17 protein-coding genes are annotated in these 16,964 nt (G+C 72.1%); 6 read left to right on the plus strand and 11 right to left on the minus strand.

From position 1 onward, the window contains the following. The first annotated feature begins 149 nt into the window (after positions 1–149). The gene (locus NE235_RS13865; RefSeq protein WP_252802664.1) at positions 150–965 is read left to right on the plus strand and encodes an alpha/beta fold hydrolase; all 816 of its coding nucleotides are present in this window, start codon (positions 150–152) and stop codon (positions 963–965) included. A gap of 9 nt (positions 966–974) precedes the next feature. Here the strand turns inward: NE235_RS13865 and NE235_RS13870 are convergent, their stop codons facing one another. Further along, on the minus strand, positions 975–1,922 hold the full coding sequence (locus NE235_RS13870; protein ID WP_252802665.1) for a LysR family transcriptional regulator: 948 nt from the start codon (positions 1,920–1,922) through the stop codon (positions 975–977). 73 nt (positions 1,923–1,995) lie between these two features. Here NE235_RS13870 and NE235_RS13875 point away from each other — a divergent pair, with 73 nt between their 5' ends. From NE235_RS13875 to NE235_RS13885, 3 genes are read left to right on the plus strand one after another with little or no spacing between them, the layout of a single operon-like run. Further along, positions 1,996–2,904: an EamA family transporter gene (locus NE235_RS13875; protein ID WP_252802667.1), complete on the plus strand. Its 909-nt coding sequence runs from the start codon at positions 1,996–1,998 to the stop codon at positions 2,902–2,904. 5 nt (positions 2,905–2,909) lie between these two features. Continuing rightward, positions 2,910–3,779: a dihydrodipicolinate synthase family protein gene (locus tag NE235_RS13880; protein WP_252802669.1), complete on the plus strand. Its 870-nt coding sequence runs from the start codon at positions 2,910–2,912 to the stop codon at positions 3,777–3,779. Then, positions 3,776–4,699: a TIGR03619 family F420-dependent LLM class oxidoreductase gene (locus NE235_RS13885; protein ID WP_252802671.1), complete on the plus strand. Its 924-nt coding sequence runs from the start codon at positions 3,776–3,778 to the stop codon at positions 4,697–4,699. Before NE235_RS13880 ends, NE235_RS13885 begins: the two co-directional genes overlap by 4 nt. 70 nt (positions 4,700–4,769) lie before the next feature. On the opposite strand, the gene NE235_RS13890 is transcribed toward NE235_RS13885, so the two are convergent. The 10 genes from NE235_RS13890 to NE235_RS13935 form a co-directional block, all read right to left on the minus strand. Further along, the gene (locus tag NE235_RS13890) at positions 4,770–5,189 is read right to left on the minus strand and encodes a hypothetical protein (RefSeq protein WP_252802673.1); all 420 of its coding nucleotides are present in this window, start codon (positions 5,187–5,189) and stop codon (positions 4,770–4,772) included. 209 nt (positions 5,190–5,398) lie between these two features. Next, a complete protein-coding gene (hemL, locus tag NE235_RS13895) occupies positions 5,399–6,691 on the minus strand; it encodes a glutamate-1-semialdehyde 2,1-aminomutase (protein ID WP_252802675.1) in 1,293 nt (430 codons plus the stop codon). A 19-nt stretch (positions 6,692–6,710) separates the two neighbouring features. After that, positions 6,711–7,379, minus strand: coding sequence for a bifunctional DNA primase/polymerase (locus NE235_RS13900; RefSeq protein ID WP_252802677.1), 669 nt, complete (start codon positions 7,377–7,379; stop codon positions 6,711–6,713). A gap of 114 nt (positions 7,380–7,493) precedes the next feature. Continuing rightward, the gene (hemB, locus tag NE235_RS13905; protein ID WP_252802680.1) at positions 7,494–8,480 is read right to left on the minus strand and encodes a porphobilinogen synthase; all 987 of its coding nucleotides are present in this window, start codon (positions 8,478–8,480) and stop codon (positions 7,494–7,496) included. 21 nt (positions 8,481–8,501) lie between these two features. Continuing rightward, positions 8,502–10,055: a bifunctional uroporphyrinogen-III C-methyltransferase/uroporphyrinogen-III synthase gene (locus tag NE235_RS13910; RefSeq protein WP_252803123.1), complete on the minus strand. Its 1,554-nt coding sequence runs from the start codon at positions 10,053–10,055 to the stop codon at positions 8,502–8,504. A gap of 47 nt (positions 10,056–10,102) precedes the next feature. Then, the gene (hemC, locus tag NE235_RS13915) at positions 10,103–11,014 is read right to left on the minus strand and encodes a hydroxymethylbilane synthase (RefSeq protein WP_406567573.1); all 912 of its coding nucleotides are present in this window, start codon (positions 11,012–11,014) and stop codon (positions 10,103–10,105) included. Beyond that, positions 11,011–12,276, minus strand: coding sequence for a glutamyl-tRNA reductase (locus NE235_RS13920; protein WP_252802682.1), 1,266 nt, complete (start codon positions 12,274–12,276; stop codon positions 11,011–11,013). The genes hemC and NE235_RS13920 overlap by 4 nt, the downstream gene beginning before the upstream one ends. Positions 12,277–12,343: 67 nt before the next feature. Further along, entirely contained in the window at positions 12,344–13,048 is a 705-nt protein-coding gene (locus NE235_RS13925) for a redox-sensing transcriptional repressor Rex (protein WP_252802684.1), read from the minus strand. 260 nt (positions 13,049–13,308) lie between these two features. After that, positions 13,309–13,554, minus strand: coding sequence for a glutaredoxin family protein (locus NE235_RS13930; protein ID WP_252802686.1), 246 nt, complete (start codon positions 13,552–13,554; stop codon positions 13,309–13,311). After that, entirely contained in the window at positions 13,547–15,097 is a 1,551-nt protein-coding gene (locus NE235_RS13935; RefSeq protein WP_252802688.1) for an antibiotic biosynthesis monooxygenase, read from the minus strand. Before NE235_RS13935 ends, NE235_RS13930 begins: the two co-directional genes overlap by 8 nt. A gap of 143 nt (positions 15,098–15,240) precedes the next feature. On the opposite strand from NE235_RS13935, the gene NE235_RS13940 reads away from it, so the two are divergent. Together NE235_RS13940 and NE235_RS13945 are read left to right on the plus strand one after the other, a co-directional pair. Continuing rightward, positions 15,241–15,981: a sigma-70 family RNA polymerase sigma factor gene (locus NE235_RS13940; RefSeq protein ID WP_252802690.1), complete on the plus strand. Its 741-nt coding sequence runs from the start codon at positions 15,241–15,243 to the stop codon at positions 15,979–15,981. 78 nt (positions 15,982–16,059) lie between these two features. Next, complete coding sequence (locus tag NE235_RS13945) at positions 16,060–16,938, plus strand: HAD family hydrolase (RefSeq protein WP_252802692.1); 879 nt, start codon at positions 16,060–16,062, stop codon at positions 16,936–16,938. Positions 16,939–16,964: the final 26 nt, after the last annotated feature.

Consider the following 16,964-nt stretch of genomic DNA (forward strand, 5'->3'; position numbering starts at 1 on the left):
CCGATCAGGGCTGGCGCCGAGGTCGCGAGATCCTCCTCGCGGCGGCGCGCGTAGCGCCGTCTCTTACCTCCGACGTAATCGACCCCGTTCCCCGGCACCGGCAGGATTCAAGGCGTCGGACCACGAAAGACTGATCAAGGAGCGATTCCATGTTCTTCGAGACCACTGACGGAACCCGCCTGGCCTACGAGGACTACGGCCAGGGCCCTGCGATCGTCTTCGTCGCCAGCTGCATGCTGAGCACCGACATGTGGGAGTACCAGGTCCCCTTCTTCGTCGAGCGGGGATACCGCTGCGTGGCGCTGGACCGGCGGGGCCACGGGCGCTCGGACCGGCCCTCCGGCGGATACGACCTGGACACCACCGCCGACGACCTGGCCGCGCTGATCGAGCACCTCGACCTGCGGGACGTCACCCTCGTCGGCCACTCCATGGGAGGCGGCGAGGTCGCCCGCTACCTCGCCCGGCACGGCGAGGAGCGCGTCGCCCGCGCGGTGTTCATCTCCGCGATGCTGCCCTTCATGAAGCAGACGGCGGACAATCCGGCCGGCATCCCGGAGGCCCTCTTCGAGGCCACCCAGGCCAAGATTCGCGCCGACCGGCCGAAGTGGCTCGCCGACCAGGCCCAGGTCTTCTTCGCCACCCACCTCGGCCCGGCGGTGTCCCCCGCGCTCATCGCCTGGATGCTCCGGGAGTGCGAGGCCACCTCGCCGTGGGCGGTGCTGAAGTTCCAGGAGGCGCTGTTCCACGCCGACCATCGCGCGGGACTGCGCGAGATCACCATCCCCACGCTCGTCATCCACGGCGCGGCGGACTTCTCGGCGCCGGTGGACGTCACCGGCCGACGTACCGCCGAGATCATCCCGGGCACCGTCTACAAGGAGTACCCGACCGCCGGGCACGGCATCTTCGTCAGCCACCAGGACGAACTCAACGCCGACCTGCTCGACTTCATCAAGGGCTGAGACGCCGCGTCACCCTGGCGTGGCGCTCCGTGCCCCTCCCCGAGCGTTGGGCCCGATCCCCAGGTCCACGGCGGCGGCGCGGAGGGCGGCGACGGCCGCGCGGATGGCCGGGCGGCGGGCCGCCTCGGCGCGCCAGATGCCGTACACGTGCCGGGTCAGGGCCGGGCGCACCGGGACGATGCGGACACCGGGCGGAACGTCGCAGCGGCCCAGGCGCGGCAGGATCGCGCTGCCCAGTCCGGCCGCGACGAGGGCGAGCTGCGTGGCGTACTCGTCGGCGGTGTGGCTGACGCGCGGTTCCAGGCCTGCGCTGCGGAGCGTGTGCTCCAGCCAGTCACGGCAGATCGCGCCGACCGACTGGGCGATCCACGCCTCCCCGCGCAGGTCGGCCAGGTCGATGACCTCCCGGTCGGCGAGCGGGTGGCCGGCGGGGAGGGCGACGTCCGCGACGTCGTCGACCAGCGGCGCCTTGACGAGGCCGTCCGGGATGGCGAGCGGCACGTTGAACCAGTCCTGGACGATGCCCAGGTCGATCTCGCCGCGTACGGCGAGGGGCACGGTGGAGTGCGGTTCCTGTTCGCGCAGCGTGACCGTGAGGCGGGGATGCTCCTCGGCGAGCCGGCTGAGGGCACCGGGCATCAGGCCGCGCGCCGCGGTGGGGAACGCCGCGACGGCGAGCTCGCCGACGGCGGCACCCCGGTGGGCCTCCAGGTCGGATTCCGCCGCCTCGACCATGGCGAGGATGCGCTCGGCGTGTGCGGCGAGGAGGGCGGCGGCGTCGGTGAGGCGGACTCCCCGGCCGTTTCGCTCCAGGAGCTTCTGGCCGGTCTCCCGCTCCAGCTTGGCGACCTGCTGGGAGACGGCGGAGGTCGTGACGTGGAGGACCTCGGCCGCCGCGCTGACGGATCCGTAGGTGGCCACGGCGTTGAGGGCGCGAAGCCGCTCCAGGTCGAGCATGAAGGCATGCTACACGAACACCTTAAGGAACATTCGCTTGTCCTAAAGAGTGAGGGACGTGACGATCAGAGTCATGAGACCTCGCGACATCGCGATCGCGGTGCTGATCGCCGCGATCTGGGGATTGAACTTCGTCATCATCCATGTGGGCCTCGGCGCGCTGCCGCCGCTGCTGTTCGCGGCCCTGCGGTTCGTGGCGGCGGCGTTCCCGGCGGTCCTGTTCGTACGGCGGCCCGTGATCCCCTGGCGGCGGATGGCGCTCGTCGGACTGCCGCTCGGGGTCGGGCAGTTCGGCCTGCTGTTCATCGCCATGCACCTGGGGATGCCGGCCGGGCTGTCGTCGCTCGTGCTGCAGACCCAGGCGCTGTTCACCGCCGCCTTCGCCGTGCCGATGCTCGGTGAGCGCATGCGCCGGGCGCAGGCGGCGGGCATGCTCGTGGCCTTCACCGGAATCGCGGTGATCGCCGCGTCGCTGGGCCAGGGCGGACCGATGTCGGCGTTCGTGCTGTGCCTCGGCGCGGCGGGCATGTGGGGGCTGGCCAACATCGGCATGCGGAAGGCGCAGCCGCCGGACATGTTCGGCTTCATGGTCTGGGTCAGCCTGGTCCCGCCGCTGCCGCTGCTCGCGCTCTCCCTGATCTTTGAGGGGCCGCGGGCGGACCTGCACGCGCTGGCGCACCTCTCGGCCGGCGGCCTGGGCGCGCTCGCCTACATCGCGTACCTGTCGACCCTCGTCGGGTTCGGCCTGTGGGGATGGCTGCTGCGCCGGTACGACGCCGGTCAGGTCGCGATCTACTCGCTGCTGGTGCCGCTGTTCGGCGTCTCCTCGGCCGCGCTCCTGCTCGGCGAGCGCGTCACGGTCCCCGACGTGGTCGCCGGCGTCCTCATCGTCGGCGGCGTCGCCCTCGGCGCCCTCCGCCGCCGTACGGTCCCCGTCCTCCCCCGCTCCGACGCCCCGGCCGCCGCACTCGCCGAGAGATGACCTCCATGCCGCACGGGATCCACGTTCCGCTCGTCACGCCCTTCGGGCCGGACGGCGCCCTCGACGTCCCCTCCCTCGAACGTCTCGCCCACCACGTCCTCGCCGAGGGCGCGGCCGGGCTGGTCGTGCTCGCCACCACGGGCGAGGCCCCGCTGCTCACCGGCGACGAACGGCGTACGGTCGTCGCGACCTGCCGGAAGATCAGTGAGGCGTACGGAACGCCGCTCACCGTCGGCGTGGGGACGATCGGCACCGACGAGTCCGTCCGACAGGCGATCGACCGCGCCGCCGACGCGGACCTGCTCCTCGCCGTCGTGCCGTACTACCTCCGCCCCACCGACGAGGGCGTCCTGGACCACTTCGCGGCGATCGGCACGGCGGCCGGGGTACCGCTGATCGTCTACAACGTCCCGTACCGCACGGGGAAGACCCTCCGCGCCGAGACGCTCCTCGACCTGCTCGCCGCCCCGTACGTCGCCGGAATCAAGCACTGCGCGGGCGCGATCGACGCGGACACCCTGACCCTGCTCGCCGAGGGCCGGGGCGTGCTCGGCGGGGACGACGCGTTCCTGTACCCGCTGCTGCAGCTCGGCGCCACCGGCGGCATCACCGCCTCGGCGAACGTCGCCCCGGCCGCCTTCGCCGCCATGGCCGACGCCGTACGGGACGGGGACGCCACCCGCGCCCTCGATCTGCACAACGCGCTGCTGCCCCTGGTGAACGCCCTGTTCGCCGAGCCCTCCCCCAGCGTCATCAAGGCGGTGCTCGCCGAGCGCGGCCTGATCGCCGACGCCGCCGTACGGTCGCCGCTGCGGCCACCGACCGCCGCCTCGCTCACCACGGCGCTCGAACGGCTGCGAAAATCGGAATCATGAGGATCGGATTCGGCGCCCCGGTGTCGGGGGCATGGGCCACCCCACGGAACATCGGTCACTTCGCGGAGCGCGCGGAGGACCTCGGGTACGCCTCGCTGTGGACGTTCCACCGCCTGCTGACCCCGGCCGAGAAGGACGCCCTGGCCCCGGTGTACCGCAGCGTGCTGGACCCGCTGGTCACGCTCGCGTACGCCGCCGCCCGCACGTCCCGGATCCGCCTCGGCGTCTCGCTGGTCAACTTCCCGTTCGTCACGCCCGTCTACCTCGCCAAGGAGGCCGCGACCCTGGACGTGCTGTCCAACGGGCGCTTCGAGCTCGGCCTCGGCGCCGGCTGGCAGCGCGAGGAGTTCGTCGCCAGCGGCACGTCGGAGGAACGGCGCGGCGCGCGCGCCGAGGAGTTCGTCGCGGCGCTGCGCACGCTGTGGGAGGACGAGGTCAGCGAGTTCGCCGGTGAGTTCTACACGATCCCGCCGAGCCGTCAGGCCCCCAAACCGGTGCAGAAACCGCACCCGCCGGTGCTGCTCGGCGGCGTGGCCGAGGCCGCGCTGAAGCGCGCGGGCCGCATCGCGGAGGGGTGGCTCAGCCGCAGCGCCACCGACCTATCCCGCATCCACGAGCAGATCGCCACCGTCCGGCGGGCCGCCGAAGAGGCCGGCAAGGACCCCGACGCGGTCCGCGTCGTCGTCCGCGGCGTCGTACGCGTGGGCGAGGAGGCCACCTACGACGCCGGAAAGCGCCTGCGCCTGTCCGGTTCGTACGACCAGATCCGCGAGGACACCGCCTGGCTCGCCGAGCAGGGCGTCACCGAGCTGTTCTACGACCTCAACTGGGATCCCCTGGTCGGCAGCCCCGACGCCGAACCGAGCGCCGCCACCGCCCGCGCCGAGGAGATCCTGGAAGCCCTGGCCCCCGGCGCCTGACGTCCCTGGCGCCGGGACTCTTCGCCGTGCCGACGACGAGGAGTCCCGGCGGGAACGGGCCCGATGGCGGTTACGCCTTGCCCTTGCGGCTGGTCCGGCAGTACTTGATGACCTCCTGGCCGCTCTTGATCTTGTGCAGGCAGACCACGAACTTCACCTGCGTGCCATTGCGGATGTCACCGAACTTCTTGGAGTGGCAGTGCTTGTCGTTCTTCGTGTCCTGGACGACACCCGGCGAGAGCCACTGCTTCTCCCCGTACCGGTAGCCGAGGTAGTAGACGCGCGCGAAAACGTCCCAGCCGTCACTTTCGATGTCGCAGACGCCGAAGTAATTGTTGTTCGCGTTGAACTGGGCCCTGCCGCCCGGGGAGGAATCGGTTGTCTTCGTCCACGGGATGCTCTTCGCCGCGGCCGAGGCCGGCCCGGCGGTCATCAGCGTGGCGGACAGGCCCAGCACCGCCGCGGCGACGGCCATCGATCGACGCTTCACGTATCTCCTCCATCAAGCAGGCTCGGGGATCAGCCGGAACGGCTGAAATCAAGCCACTCATGATGGTGCCGCCGGCACCCGCCCTCCAGAGTCCGGCGGCTCAATCCCAGATGGGACCGCAGGCCTAATCGGACCTGGGCCGTTCTACGACGCCGAGACTCTTCGCGGTGATGACGACGAAGAGTCTCGGCGGGAACGTGCCACGGCGGCTACACGGCTTCGGCGGCGGCTCGCGCGGCGTGGGGCAGGGCCTCGGCGATGCGTTCCAGGGCCGTGTCGTCGTGGGCGGCGGACAGGAACCACGCCTCGTACGCCGACGGGGGCAGGTAGACGCCGTGGTCCAGGGCCGTGTGGAAGAACGCCGCGTACTTGCGGGTGTTCTGCCGCTGGGCCTGCTCGAAGTCCAGCACGGTGTCATCGGCGAAGAAGATCGAGAACAGGTTGCCCGCGGTCTGCAGCCGGTGCGGGACGCCCTCCTTCGACAGGGCCTCCGTCGCGGCCTGGGCGACGACGGTCGCGGCGTGGTCGATCCGCGCGTACACCTCGTCGGTGGCGGCGCGGAGCGTGGCCAGGCCGGCGGCGGTGGCCAGCGGGTTACCGGACAGCGTGCCCGCCTGGTACACCGGGCCCGCGGGGGCCAGGCGGTCCATGACGTCGGCGCGGCCGCCGAACGCCGCCGCGGGCAGGCCACCGCCCATCACCTTGCCGAAGGTGTACAGGTCGCCGGCGACGCCCTCCAGGCCGTACCAGCCGGAGGGGGAGACGCGGAAGCCGGTCAGCACCTCGTCGATGATGAGCAGGGCGCCGTAGCGCTCGCAGATCCGCTTGAGCGCGGCGTTGAAGTCCTGGGTCGGCGGGACGATGCCCATGTTCGCCGGGCACGCCTCGGTGATGACGCAGGCGATCTCGTGGCCGTACTCGCCGAACGTCTCCTCGACGGCGGCGATGTCGTTGTAGCGCAGCACGATCGTGTCGGCGGTGGCCGCGCCGGTGACGCCCGGCGAGTCGGGCAGGCCGAACGTCACGACGCCGGACCCCGCCGCGGCCAGCAGCGCGTCGGAGTGGCCGTGGTAGCAGCCGGCGAACTTCACGATCTTCGGGCGCTCGGTGAAACCGCGCGCCAGCCGGATCGCCGACATGGTCGCCTCGGTGCCGGAGCTGACCAGGCGGACCTTGTCGATCGGCGTCCGCTCGACCATCTCCTCGGCGAGCAGGACCTCGCCCTCCGTCGGCGCGCCGTACGACGTGCCGCGCTCGATGGCGTGGTGCACCGCCTCGACGACCTGCGGGTGGGCGTGCCCGAGGATCATCGGGCCCCACGAGCAGATCAGGTCGACGTACTCGTTGCCGTCGGCGTCGACGAGGTACGGGCCACGGGCCGAGGCCATGAACCGCGGGGTGCCGCCCACGGCCCCGAAGGCGCGCACCGGGGAGTTCACGCCGCCCGGAATGACCACACCGGCCCGGTCGAAGAGTTCTTCGGAACGTTTCGTGGAAGTCACCCCACGAGTCTTCCAGACGTCATTCGGCGTCGTCGGCCAGGATCTCCAGTAGCCGCACCGGGTCCGGCAGCGGCACGCCGTACGGCTCCCTGACCCAGGTCACCGCGCGGTCGAACGGCAGCACCGACGGCGGCGCGATGACGTAGCTGTCCCGGCAGTGCCAGCGCATGCCGGGGTTGTCGGCGATCGTCTCCGGGACGGTGTCGAGGTGGCAGGACCACCACTCGTCCTCGTCGACGGGCGCGCCACGGGTGGCGACGAAGAACAGGTAGCGCTCGTCGCCGTGCGCGGCCACCGGGCCGACCTGCACGCCCTCGCGCTCCATCCGCTCCAGGGCCGCGCGGCCCACCCCGGCGGGCACGTCGAAGACGTCGAAGACCCGCCCCGTCGGCAGGACGATGTTCGCCTCCGGGTCCCCCGCCCACCAGCGTCCCAGGGCGTCGGCGTCGACCGTGGCCTGCCGCTGCCACACCTGGGACCGCGGATGCGCCGCGGGCGACGGACAGCCGATCCGGTCGCAGGAACACGCCCGCATGCCGTCGGTCGCCGGATGTTCACCCGGATAACAGGGCCAGCCCAGGGCGGCGTACTCCTGTACGGCGGCCGCCATGCGCTCGCGCCTGGCCGACTCGCCCGTCTTGCGGCGGCCGGCCGACCTGTTCGTTCGCTTCGCTGTTACATCCAGCATCCTGCTCCCCCTCCGCTCCTCTTTCGATGATGGCGCGCCGCTGTTTCCCGAGTTGCGGGAACCCCCGAATAGCGGCGAAGCCGTGACCTGCTAGAGCGGAGGTGAGGGGCCGGATCAGTCGCGCAGGGAGCGGGCGACCTCCGTCGCCCAGTAGGTGAGGACGATGTCGGCGCCCGCGCGGCGGACGGAGGTCAGCGTCTCCATGATGATCCGCTCGCGGTCGATCCAGCCCTGCGCGGCGGCGGCCTCGACCATGGCGTACTCGCCGCTGACCTGGTAGGCGGCGACCGGGACGTGCACCGTGTCGCGCACCCGCCGGACGATGTCGAGGTAGGTCAGCGCGGGCTTGACCATGACGAAGTCGGCGCCCTCGTCCAGGTCCAGCAGCGCCTCCCGCATCGACTCCTCGGCGTTGGACGGGTCCTGCTGGTAGGCGGACCGGTCACCGAACTGCGGCGCGCACTCGGCGGCGTCCCGGAACGGGCCGTAGAACGCCGAGGCGTACTTCACGGCGTACGCCATGATCGCGACGTTGCCGTAGCCGGCCTCGTCGAGGGCGGTACGGATCGCGGCGACCTGGCCGTCCATCATGCCGCTCGGAGCGACGACGTCGACGCCCGCCGCGGCCTGGGCGACGGCGATGGAGGCGTAGCGCTCCAGGGTCGCGTCGTTGTCGACCTCGCCGTCGTTCGTCAGGATGCCGCAGTGCCCGTGGTCGGTGTACTCGTCCAGGCACAGGTCGGCGATGAGCACCGTGGAGTCGCCGAGGTCGGCGGACAGGTCGCGCAGGGCCTTCTGCACGATGCCCGCCGGGTCGTCGGCGGCGGAGCCGCGGCCGTCCTTGACCGCCGGGATGCCGAAGAGGATCAGCCCGCCGACACCGGCCTCGACCGCCTCGTGCGCCGCCTTGCGCAGCGAGTCCCGGGTGTGCTGGAGGACGCCGGGCATCGACGCGATCGGCTGCGGCTCGGTGATGCCCTCCTTAACGAACAGCGGCAGCACCAGGTCGCTCGGGTGGAGGCGGGTCTCGGCGACCAGCCGCCGCAGCGCGGGGGTGCGGCGGAGCCGCCGGGAACGTACGACGGGGAACTGCGCGGTCACGGAAGACCTTCCTTCAGATGGTCACTTGCGCCGGCGGGCCCCGCGGCGCATCTCACTCGGCTTGCGGAGGGGGTCGCCGGCCTCGATCTGCGCGGCGCGCCGCTTCGCACCGTACTCCGCGAGGGCCTCGGCGAGGGCGCTGACGGACGGTTTGTCCGCCATCACGTCGACGCGCAGGCCGTACTCCTCCGCCGTCCGCGCGGTCTGCGGGCCGATGCACGCGATGACCGTGACGTTGTGCGGCTTGCCGGCGATGCCGATCAGGTTGCGGACCGTGGAGGACGAGGTGAACAGCACCGCGTCGAACCCACCGCCCTTGATCGCCTCACGGATCGGCGCGGGCGGCGGCGCCGCGCGCACGGTGCGGTAGGCGGTCACGTCGTCGCACTCCCAGCCCAGCTCGGTGAGCCCGGCGACGAGGGTCTCGGTGGCGATGTCGGCGCGCGGCAGCAGCACCCGGTTGATCGGGTCGAGGTCCTTGTCGTACGGCGGCCAGACCTCGACGAGCCCCTCGGAGGACTGCTGCCCCTTCGGCATGAGGTCGGGCTTGACGCCGAACTCCACGAGCGCGGCGGCGGTCTGCTCGCCGACGGCCGCGACCTTCAGGCCGGCGAACGCGCGGGCGTCCAGGCCGTACTGCTCGAACCGCTCGCGTACGGCGCGCACGGCGTTGGTGGAGGTGAAGACCACCCACTCGTAGCGGCCGGTCACGAGGCCCCGAACGGCACGTTCCATCTGCTGCGGCGTGCGCGGGGGCTCCACCGAGATGGTCGGCACCTCGTCGGGGACGGCGCCGTACGAGCGGAGCTGGTCCGACAGCGACGCGGCCTGCTCCTTGGTGCGGGGCACCAGCACCCGCCAGCCGAACAGCGGCTTGGTCTCGAACCACGACAGCTTGTCGCGCCAGCGGACGACGTCGCCGACGACCAGCAGTGCCGGGGACTCCAGGTGCTTGGTGTCGGAGGCGACCTTGGCCAGCGTCGAGTCGACGGTGTACTGCTCGGTGGTCGTGCCCATCGAGGTGACCGCCACCGGCGTCGTGTCGGACCGGCCGGCGGCCATGAGGCCCTTGGCGACCTCGCCGATGGTGTTCTCGACGCCGAGGATCACGAGGGTCGCCGCGCCGCTGTGGGCCGTCCAGTCGATCCCGCCCTCCTGGGCGTCGACGATCGTCACCTCGCGGTGCTTGCCGTCCGTCAGCGGGATGCCGGCGTAGCCGGGAACGCCGATGACCGACGAGACGCCCGGGACGATCTCGAACGGGATCTTCGCCTTGGCGCAGGCCTTCGCGTCCTCGGCGACGCCGCAGCCCACGCCGGGGTCGCCGGCGAAGACCCGCGCGACGACCTTGCCCGACCGGGCCAGGCTCGCGAGGTTCACGCCCGCCGGGCCGACCACGTCGGCGGCGGGGTTGAAGTGCGCGTGGTACGGCGGCGCCAAAGCCTCGTGGACCACGATGACGTCCGCGTCGCCGAGGATCCTGGCCGCCCGGAGCGTCAGGAGCTCCGGATCGCCCGGGCCGACGCCGACGAAGGCGACCCGGCCCTGCCGTGCGGCGGGCGTCGTCTCGTCCATCGTGGGGGCCTCGCCCTCGTCGTGTGCGGCGTTCTTGCTCGCGGGGCTCAAGATGTGCTCTCCCCCATCAACTGGTCGGCCCCCTCCGCGAGCATCCTGAGCGCGAGATCGCGCCCCAGACGCTCGGAATCGTCCGAGGGACCGCTTACCGACAACCGAATCTGCCGTTCACCGTCATACCCGACAACGACCCCGGTCAGATGCACGATTTGCTCTTCCCATGAAGCGTATGCGCCCACGGGAGCCGAGCAGCCCGCCTCCAGCGTGCCCAGAAGCGTCCGCTCAGCGGTGACGACCGCCCTGGTCGGGGCGTGGTCGAGGGTGGCGAGGAGCTCGATGAGATCCTCGCGGTCGGCCCGGCACTCCACCGCCAGCGCGCCCTGGCCCGGCGCGGGCAGCATCTGGTCGGGCTCGAAGATCTCCGAGACGGCCTCCAGCCGGCCGATCCGGTTCAGCCCGGCGTACGCCAGCACCACCGCGTCCACCTCGCCGTCGGTGACCTTCCGCAGACGCGTGTCGGCGTTGCCGCGGATCGGCACGACGTCGAGGTCGTGCCGCAGTGCCCGCAGCTGCGCGACGCGGCGCGGCGAGCCGGTGCCGACCCGGGCGCCGGGCCGCAGGTCGGCCAGCTTGGCCGGGCCGCACAGGGCGTCGCGCGGATCGTCGCGCTCGGGGACGGCGGCGAGGGCGATGCCCTCGGCCGGCCCGGTGGGCAGGTCCTTCAGCGAGTGCACCGCGAAGTCGATCTCCCCGGCGAGGAGCCGCTCGCGCAGCCCGTTGACGAACACGCCGGTGCCGCCGATCTGGGCCAGCTGCGCCTTGGAGACGTCGCCCTCGGTGGTCACGCCGACGAGCTCGACCGGCCGGCCGGTACGGGCGGTCAGCGCGTCGGCCACCAGACCGGACTGCGTCATGGCCATCAGGCTGCGGCGGGTGCCGAGCTTGAGAGTCGAGTTCACTGGACATCCTCCGCCCGGATGACCGCTTCCGGGGCCTTGGGGTCGAGGTCGAAGAGTTCGCGCAGCGCGTCGGCGTACGCGTCGCCGCCCGGGGAGGCCGCGAGCTCCTTCACGCGCACGGTCGGGGCGTGCAGCAGTTTGTCGACCACCCGGCGTACGGTCTGGGCGATCTCCGTCCGCGCCTTGTCGTCGAGTCCGGGCAGCCGGCCGCCGAGCCGGCCGAGCTCGGCCTCGACGACCTCCGCGGCCTTGCTGCGCAGCGCGACCACGGTAGGGGCGACCGTCGCCGCGACGAGGCCGAGCTGGAAGGCCTTGACCTCCTCGCACACGATCCGCCGGACGGCGTCGGTGTCGGCCTCGGCCGGCGCGTCATCGGCGGTGCTGAGATCGTCGAGGCCCACGAGGGTGACGCCGGGCAGGTCACGGACGGCCCGGTCGACGTCGTGCGGGAGGGCGAGGTCGAGCAGGAAGACCGGGCCCTGGACCATGTCCGGGGTGATCACGAGGCCGGTGGCCCCGGTGCACGAGACGACGATGTCCGCCTCCGCGATGGCCTCCCGCAGGTCCTCCAGGCGGATCGCCCGCGCCGGGGCGTCGGTCGCCCCGGCCAGGCGCACGCCGCGCTCGTACGTGCGGTTGGCGATGACGATCTCGCCGATGCCCTCGCGGGCGAGGGTCGCGGCGGCGAGCGAGCTCATCGAGCCGGCGCCCACCACGAGCGCGCGCCGGCCTTCGAGGGAACCGGCGCGACTCAGGCCGACGCTGACGAGCGAGGCGCCCGCCCGGTCGATGCCGGTCTCGTTCCGCGCCCGCTTGCCGACGCGCAGTGCCTGCTGGATGGCCTCGTTCAGCGCCCGGTCGACGGTGCCGTACTTCTGGGCGAGCTTGAGGGCGGTGCGGAGCTGACCGGCGATCTGGCCCTCGCCGATGACCATGGAGTCCAGGCCGCAGGCCACGGAGAAGACGTGCTGGACCGCACGTTCCTCGTAGTGGACGTACAGGTGGCGGGACAACTCGCCCAGCGGCACGTCCGAGTGCCGGGAGAGCAGTTCGGAGATCGCGGAGACGCCCGCGTGGAACTTGTCCACGTCGGCGTACACTTCGATGCGGTTGCAGGTGGAGACGACGACGGCTCCGCTGACGTTCGGCGATCCGTGGACGTCGTGCAGCAGCTTGACCAGACGCTCTCCGGTCACCGCCGCGCGCTCCAGAAGGGCGACCGGGGCGCTGCGATGGCTCAGCCCGACCACGAGAATGCTCACTGGTGCTCCCGTCCCTCACCCCACGGCCCCGAGCAGCAGGACGGCCGTGTCGTCACGTCCGCTCGGCTCATGAGCCGTCCACCGCTTCGAGATACTCCTGTTCCACGCCGCCGGGACCGCCGGCCTTGCGCTGTTCGTGGAACGCGAGGATCTGAAGCTCGATCGACAAGTCGACCTTACGCACATCCACCCCATCTGGCACAGTCAGGACGACCGGGGCGAAGTTCAGGATGCTCGTCACGCCGCTCGCCACCACGCGGTCGCACACCGCCTGGGCCGCCGAGGCCGGCACGGCCAGGACCGCGATGGAGATCCCGCAGTCCGTGATCACCTGCTCCAGCTTGTCGATGTGCTCGACGGTCAGGCCGTTGATGCGGTCCCCGACGATGGCCGGGTCCGCGTCGAGCAGGGCCGACATCCGGAACCCGCGCGAGGCGAACCCGCCGTACCCCGCGAGGGCGCGGCCGAGGTTACCGAGGCCGACGATGGCGACCGACCAGTCCTGCGTGAGGCCCAGTTCGCGGGAGATCTGGTAAACGAGGTACTGCACCTCGTATCCGACGCCCCGGGTGCCGTACGACCCGAGGTGGGACAGGTCCTTGCGGAGCTTGGCCGAGTTGACGCCCGCCGCGGCGGCGAGCTCCTCCGAGGAGACGGTGACGACGCCGCGTTCCGCGAGCGTGTGCAAGGCGCGGAGATAGACCGGCAGTCTGGCGACGGTCGCCTCGGGAATGCCCCGGTTCCGCGCACCGAGGGTGGATCGACGGGTCACAAGCCTGCTCTTCGGGACTCGACGCGCGGCCGGTCCTGAGTCGCCCGCCGGCCCGGTCGCCTGGACTTTCCTCAGATTAAGCCTTTGTGAACGCACGCACAAAGTCGGTGCTCATTCCCGTACGCCCGCCCGGCCACGCGAAACCGATCTTCGTCCGGTCCTCGGCCCCAGCTCAGCAGGGCCTCCCGCGCGCTCGGGCGTCCCCCACCAGCCGCCTCGAACCGGCGCCCGATGTGACGGAAAAGACATTGACACGCCGGTCAGGCGCCGAGGGCGGCGCGCAGGCGCCGCTCGTCGACCCGCCAGAAGTCGTGCTGGACGCCGTCCACGAAGGTCACCGGGATCTGCTCCCAGTAGAGCCGGGTGTCCTCCTCGGACGCGGTGATGTCCCGCTCCTCCCAGCCGACACCGAGGTCGCCGCACACCCGCGCGATGATCTCGCGCGCGTCGTCGCACAGGTGACAGCCCGGCTTGCCGAGCAGCAGGACACGAGGGGTGTCAGCCATGGGGCCAGCGTCCGGGGGGGTTCGGCTGGTGGGGCGGCCGGCCGTTCGGCGGCTGCTGGATCGGCCGCGGGCCGGTGACGTTGTGCGGCGGGCGGTTCGGGTCCTGCGCGGGCCGCTGCACCGGGCGCGGGCCCGTCATGTCGTTGGGCCGGTGCCCCGCGGGCTGCCGGGAGGGGTCGTACGGGGCGCGCTGCGGTTCCTGGGGGCGCTGGGGCTCGTACGCGGGCCGCTGCGGCTCCTGCGGGCGCTGCGCGTCGTAAGCCGGTCGCTGCGGCTCCTGCGGGCGCTGCGCGTCGTACGCGGGCCGGTGCGGGTCCTGCGGGCGCGGCTGGTCGTACGAAGGCCGCTGCGGCTCCTGCGGGCGCTGGACGTCGGCGGGCGGCGCGACCTTCGCGGCCGTCGCGGTCAGCTCGATGACGTTCGTGCTCGCCACGTGCGCGCGCACCTCGCCCGCGAACCGCTGCACGTGCGGCTGCCGGGTGTGGTTCTCCACCGCGGCGGCGTCGCGGAAGAGCTGATAGAAGATCCGCTGCAGCGGAGCGCTGTCGACGGAGTGGCAGGCGTACACGAGCGTGCCCGGCTCGCGCTCGATCACCGCGCGGGTGACCTCGGCGGCCAGCCGGTCGAACGCCTCCTGACGCCCGTCGTGCAGCGTGTACATCGTGATCCGGCCGTACTGCCCGATCGGGAACGGGACCGGACCGGACACGGCCGCCTGCGGCGCGAACGACGGCTGGGCGGGGTACTGCCCGCCGGTCTGGTGGCCCGGCGCGGACGGGGCCTGCGGCGGCGGACCGGACGGCCGGCCAAGGGGAGGCTGCCCTGCGTAGTTGGACATCTCGTCGTACGGCTCCGCTTCTTCATCGTCTTCGTCGTCTCCGGCCTGCTTCGGCAGGACACGTGAGACGCCGAACCAGGTCAGGGCGACGGCGCCGCCGAGCGCCAGCGGCGCCAGCGGACCGGGCAGGAAGCCACGGGTGGCGGTGACGAGGAGGACGCCCGCGAAGGCGACCATCGCCACGGTCAGCATGATCTCGGTCGCCTGCTTGTCGCGCTTGTTGCCGCGCATCGCGGTGACCGCCACGCACGAGACGAGGGCCACGACCGCGAAGACGTGCGCCCCGTTCACCACCAACTTGGGCAGCGAGGAGTAGTGACCCGCCGCCTCCGGCAGGCTCTTACCGAACGTGCCGATGATCGGGTCGAGCAGGATGATGACCACGGCCACGACGACGTACGAGCCGGCGATGAGCCGCGCCGCGAACCGCGCCTGGACCGTGCGCGCGACCAGTTCGACGACTCCCAGCGCGAGGCTGAACGGCGCCAGCAGCGCGCCGAACAGCGTGACGCACCGCAGCAGCGCGGGCGAGAAGCCCGCGGCGTAGCCGATGGTCATCGCGCCGAGCGCGAGGCCGAGCACGGCCAGGGTGAACGTCCACAGGAACAGGTGGATCCGCCGCTCGGGGAACGCGCGCATGCCGAGCAGCCCCGCGCACCCGAAGGCGGCGAGGGTCGCCACAAGCGCCACCACGACGTTCACCATCGCCCCAATGGTGCCCGATCTCCGGAGCGGACAGGTAACGGATCCCCCGGTCCGCGCCGGAAGGCGCTACGCACCGGCCGCGCGGATATCACGCGGGATTCATCATCCGTCACCATTGCACCAGTTACTCGTCGGTATCTAGCATGTTTCGACACACCCGGTGGCCGATCAGCACCGAGGAGTACCGGATGCGCAGCCTCGCCCTCGACCCCCCGCCCATGTCGCCCAGGGGACCGGCCGCCCTCGACCCGTCGCCCGCGCCGTCCAAAGGACCGGCCGCCCTCGACCTGCCGCCCGCGCCACCCAAGGGGCCGGCCGCACTGACCCCGGTCGGCGATCAGGATGAGCTGCGCGACCTGGTGCTCCGCGCCCGCGCCGGCGAGTCCGACGCGTTCGCCGCCCTGTACGACCGGTACGTCGACCTCGTCTACCGCTACGTCTACTACCGGGTCGGCGCCCACCCGCTCGCCGAGGACCTGACCAGCGAGACGTTCCTGCGGGCGCTGCGCCGGATGAGCGTGTTCACCTGGCAGGGCAAGGACTTCGGCGCCTGGCTCGTCACCATCGCCCGCAACCTCGTCCTGGACCACTTCAAGTCCAGCCGGTACCGCCTGGAGATCTGCACGGCGGAGCCCGACGAGGAGGACCGCTGGGAGGAGGGCCCCGAGCGCGTCGTCCTGGACGCCTGGACCCACCGGGCGCTGTTCTCGGCGGTCCGCGCCCTGGGGTCGGAGCAGCGGGAGTGCGTCGTCCTGCGGTTCCTGCACGGCCTGTCGGTCGCGGAGACCGCCACGGTGATGGGCAAGAACAGCGGCGCGATCAAGGCGCTCCAGCACCGCGCCGTACGCTCCCTCGCACGGGTCGTTCCCCGCGACATCCGCTGACCGGTCAGGAGCGGGTGCGGAGGGGACACTGACGCTCCCTCTCGGTTACCACTGATCAAAACTGGTTACGCTCGTCTCATGCGGTTCTGGCCAAGGCATGACGCCTCCGACGACGCGGAGCTGGCGGGCGAGGCCGCCGCGGCCGCCGCCGCGGTGGTGGACGCGACTCCCCCGGTCCCCGATCCCAGCGCGGCGGCCTTCTTCGACGTCGACAACACCCTGATCCGCGGCGCCTCCATCTACCACTTCGCGCGCGGGCTCGCCTCCCGGAAGCTGTTCACCGTCCGCGACCTGGCGCTGTTCGCGCTGGGCCAGGCGGCCTTCCGGATGCGCGGCTCGGAGAACGCCGACCACATCAGCACCGCCCGCGAGGCCGCCCTCGCCTTCGTGGCCGGGCGCAGCGTCAGCGAGCTCGTCAGCCTCTGCGAGGAGATCTATGACGACAAGCTCGCGGATCGCATCTGGCACGGCACCCGCGCCCTCGCGTTGAAGCACCTGGACGCCGGCCAGCAGGTCTGGCTGGTCACCGCCACGCCGGTCGAGCTGGCCCGGATCATCTCCCACCGGCTCGGCCTGACCGGTGCCCTCGGCACCGTCGCCGAGACCGAGAACGGCGTCTACACCGGTCGGCTCGTCGGTCATCTCCTGCACGGCCCGGCCAAGGCGGGCGCCGTGCGGGCGCTCGCCAAGCGCGAGGGCCTGGACCTGTCCCGGTGCTCGGCCTACAGCGACTCCTACAACGACCTGCCGATGCTCACCACGGTCGGTCATCCGCACGCCGTCAACCCCGACGCCGACCTGCGCGAGCACGCCCGCGAACACGGCTGGCCGGTGCACGACTTCCGCACCGGCCGCAAGGTGACCATGGTCGCGCTGCCGACCGCGGCCGGGGCGGGCGCGCTCGCCGGGGGGGTCGCCGCCGGCGTCGCGCTCCGCCGCCACTACCGCGCCCGCTGACCCGTAGGGCCCGACATCAGGCGAGG

Source organism: Actinoallomurus spadix, from assembly GCF_024055725.1.
In the GTDB taxonomy this organism is placed as follows: Bacteria; Actinomycetota; Actinomycetes; order Streptosporangiales; family Streptosporangiaceae; genus Actinoallomurus; species Actinoallomurus spadix.

Excerpts from the sequence above, each read along its gene's own strand:
- NE235_RS13945 (WP_252802692.1), top strand. The coding sequence starts at position 16,060 with ATGCGGTTCTGGCCAAGGCATGACGCCTCCGACGACGCGGAGCTGGCG.
- NE235_RS13900 (WP_252802677.1), bottom strand. The coding sequence starts at position 7,379 with ATGCTGGATGTAACAGCGAAGCGAACGAACAGGTCGGCCGGCCGCCGC.
- NE235_RS13930 (WP_252802686.1), bottom strand. The coding sequence starts at position 13,554 with ATGGCTGACACCCCTCGTGTCCTGCTGCTCGGCAAGCCGGGCTGTCAC.
- NE235_RS13865 (WP_252802664.1), top strand. The coding sequence starts at position 150 with ATGTTCTTCGAGACCACTGACGGAACCCGCCTGGCCTACGAGGACTAC.
- NE235_RS13885 (WP_252802671.1), top strand. The coding sequence starts at position 3,776 with ATGAGGATCGGATTCGGCGCCCCGGTGTCGGGGGCATGGGCCACCCCA.
- NE235_RS13910 (WP_252803123.1), bottom strand. The coding sequence starts at position 10,055 with ATGGACGAGACGACGCCCGCCGCACGGCAGGGCCGGGTCGCCTTCGTC.
- NE235_RS13935 (WP_252802688.1), bottom strand. The coding sequence starts at position 15,097 with ATGGTGAACGTCGTGGTGGCGCTTGTGGCGACCCTCGCCGCCTTCGGG.
- NE235_RS13880 (WP_252802669.1), top strand. The coding sequence starts at position 2,910 with ATGCCGCACGGGATCCACGTTCCGCTCGTCACGCCCTTCGGGCCGGAC.
- NE235_RS13875 (WP_252802667.1), top strand. The coding sequence starts at position 1,996 with ATGAGACCTCGCGACATCGCGATCGCGGTGCTGATCGCCGCGATCTGG.
- NE235_RS13870 (WP_252802665.1), bottom strand. The coding sequence starts at position 1,922 with ATGCTCGACCTGGAGCGGCTTCGCGCCCTCAACGCCGTGGCCACCTAC.
- NE235_RS13940 (WP_252802690.1), top strand. The coding sequence starts at position 15,241 with ATGTTTCGACACACCCGGTGGCCGATCAGCACCGAGGAGTACCGGATG.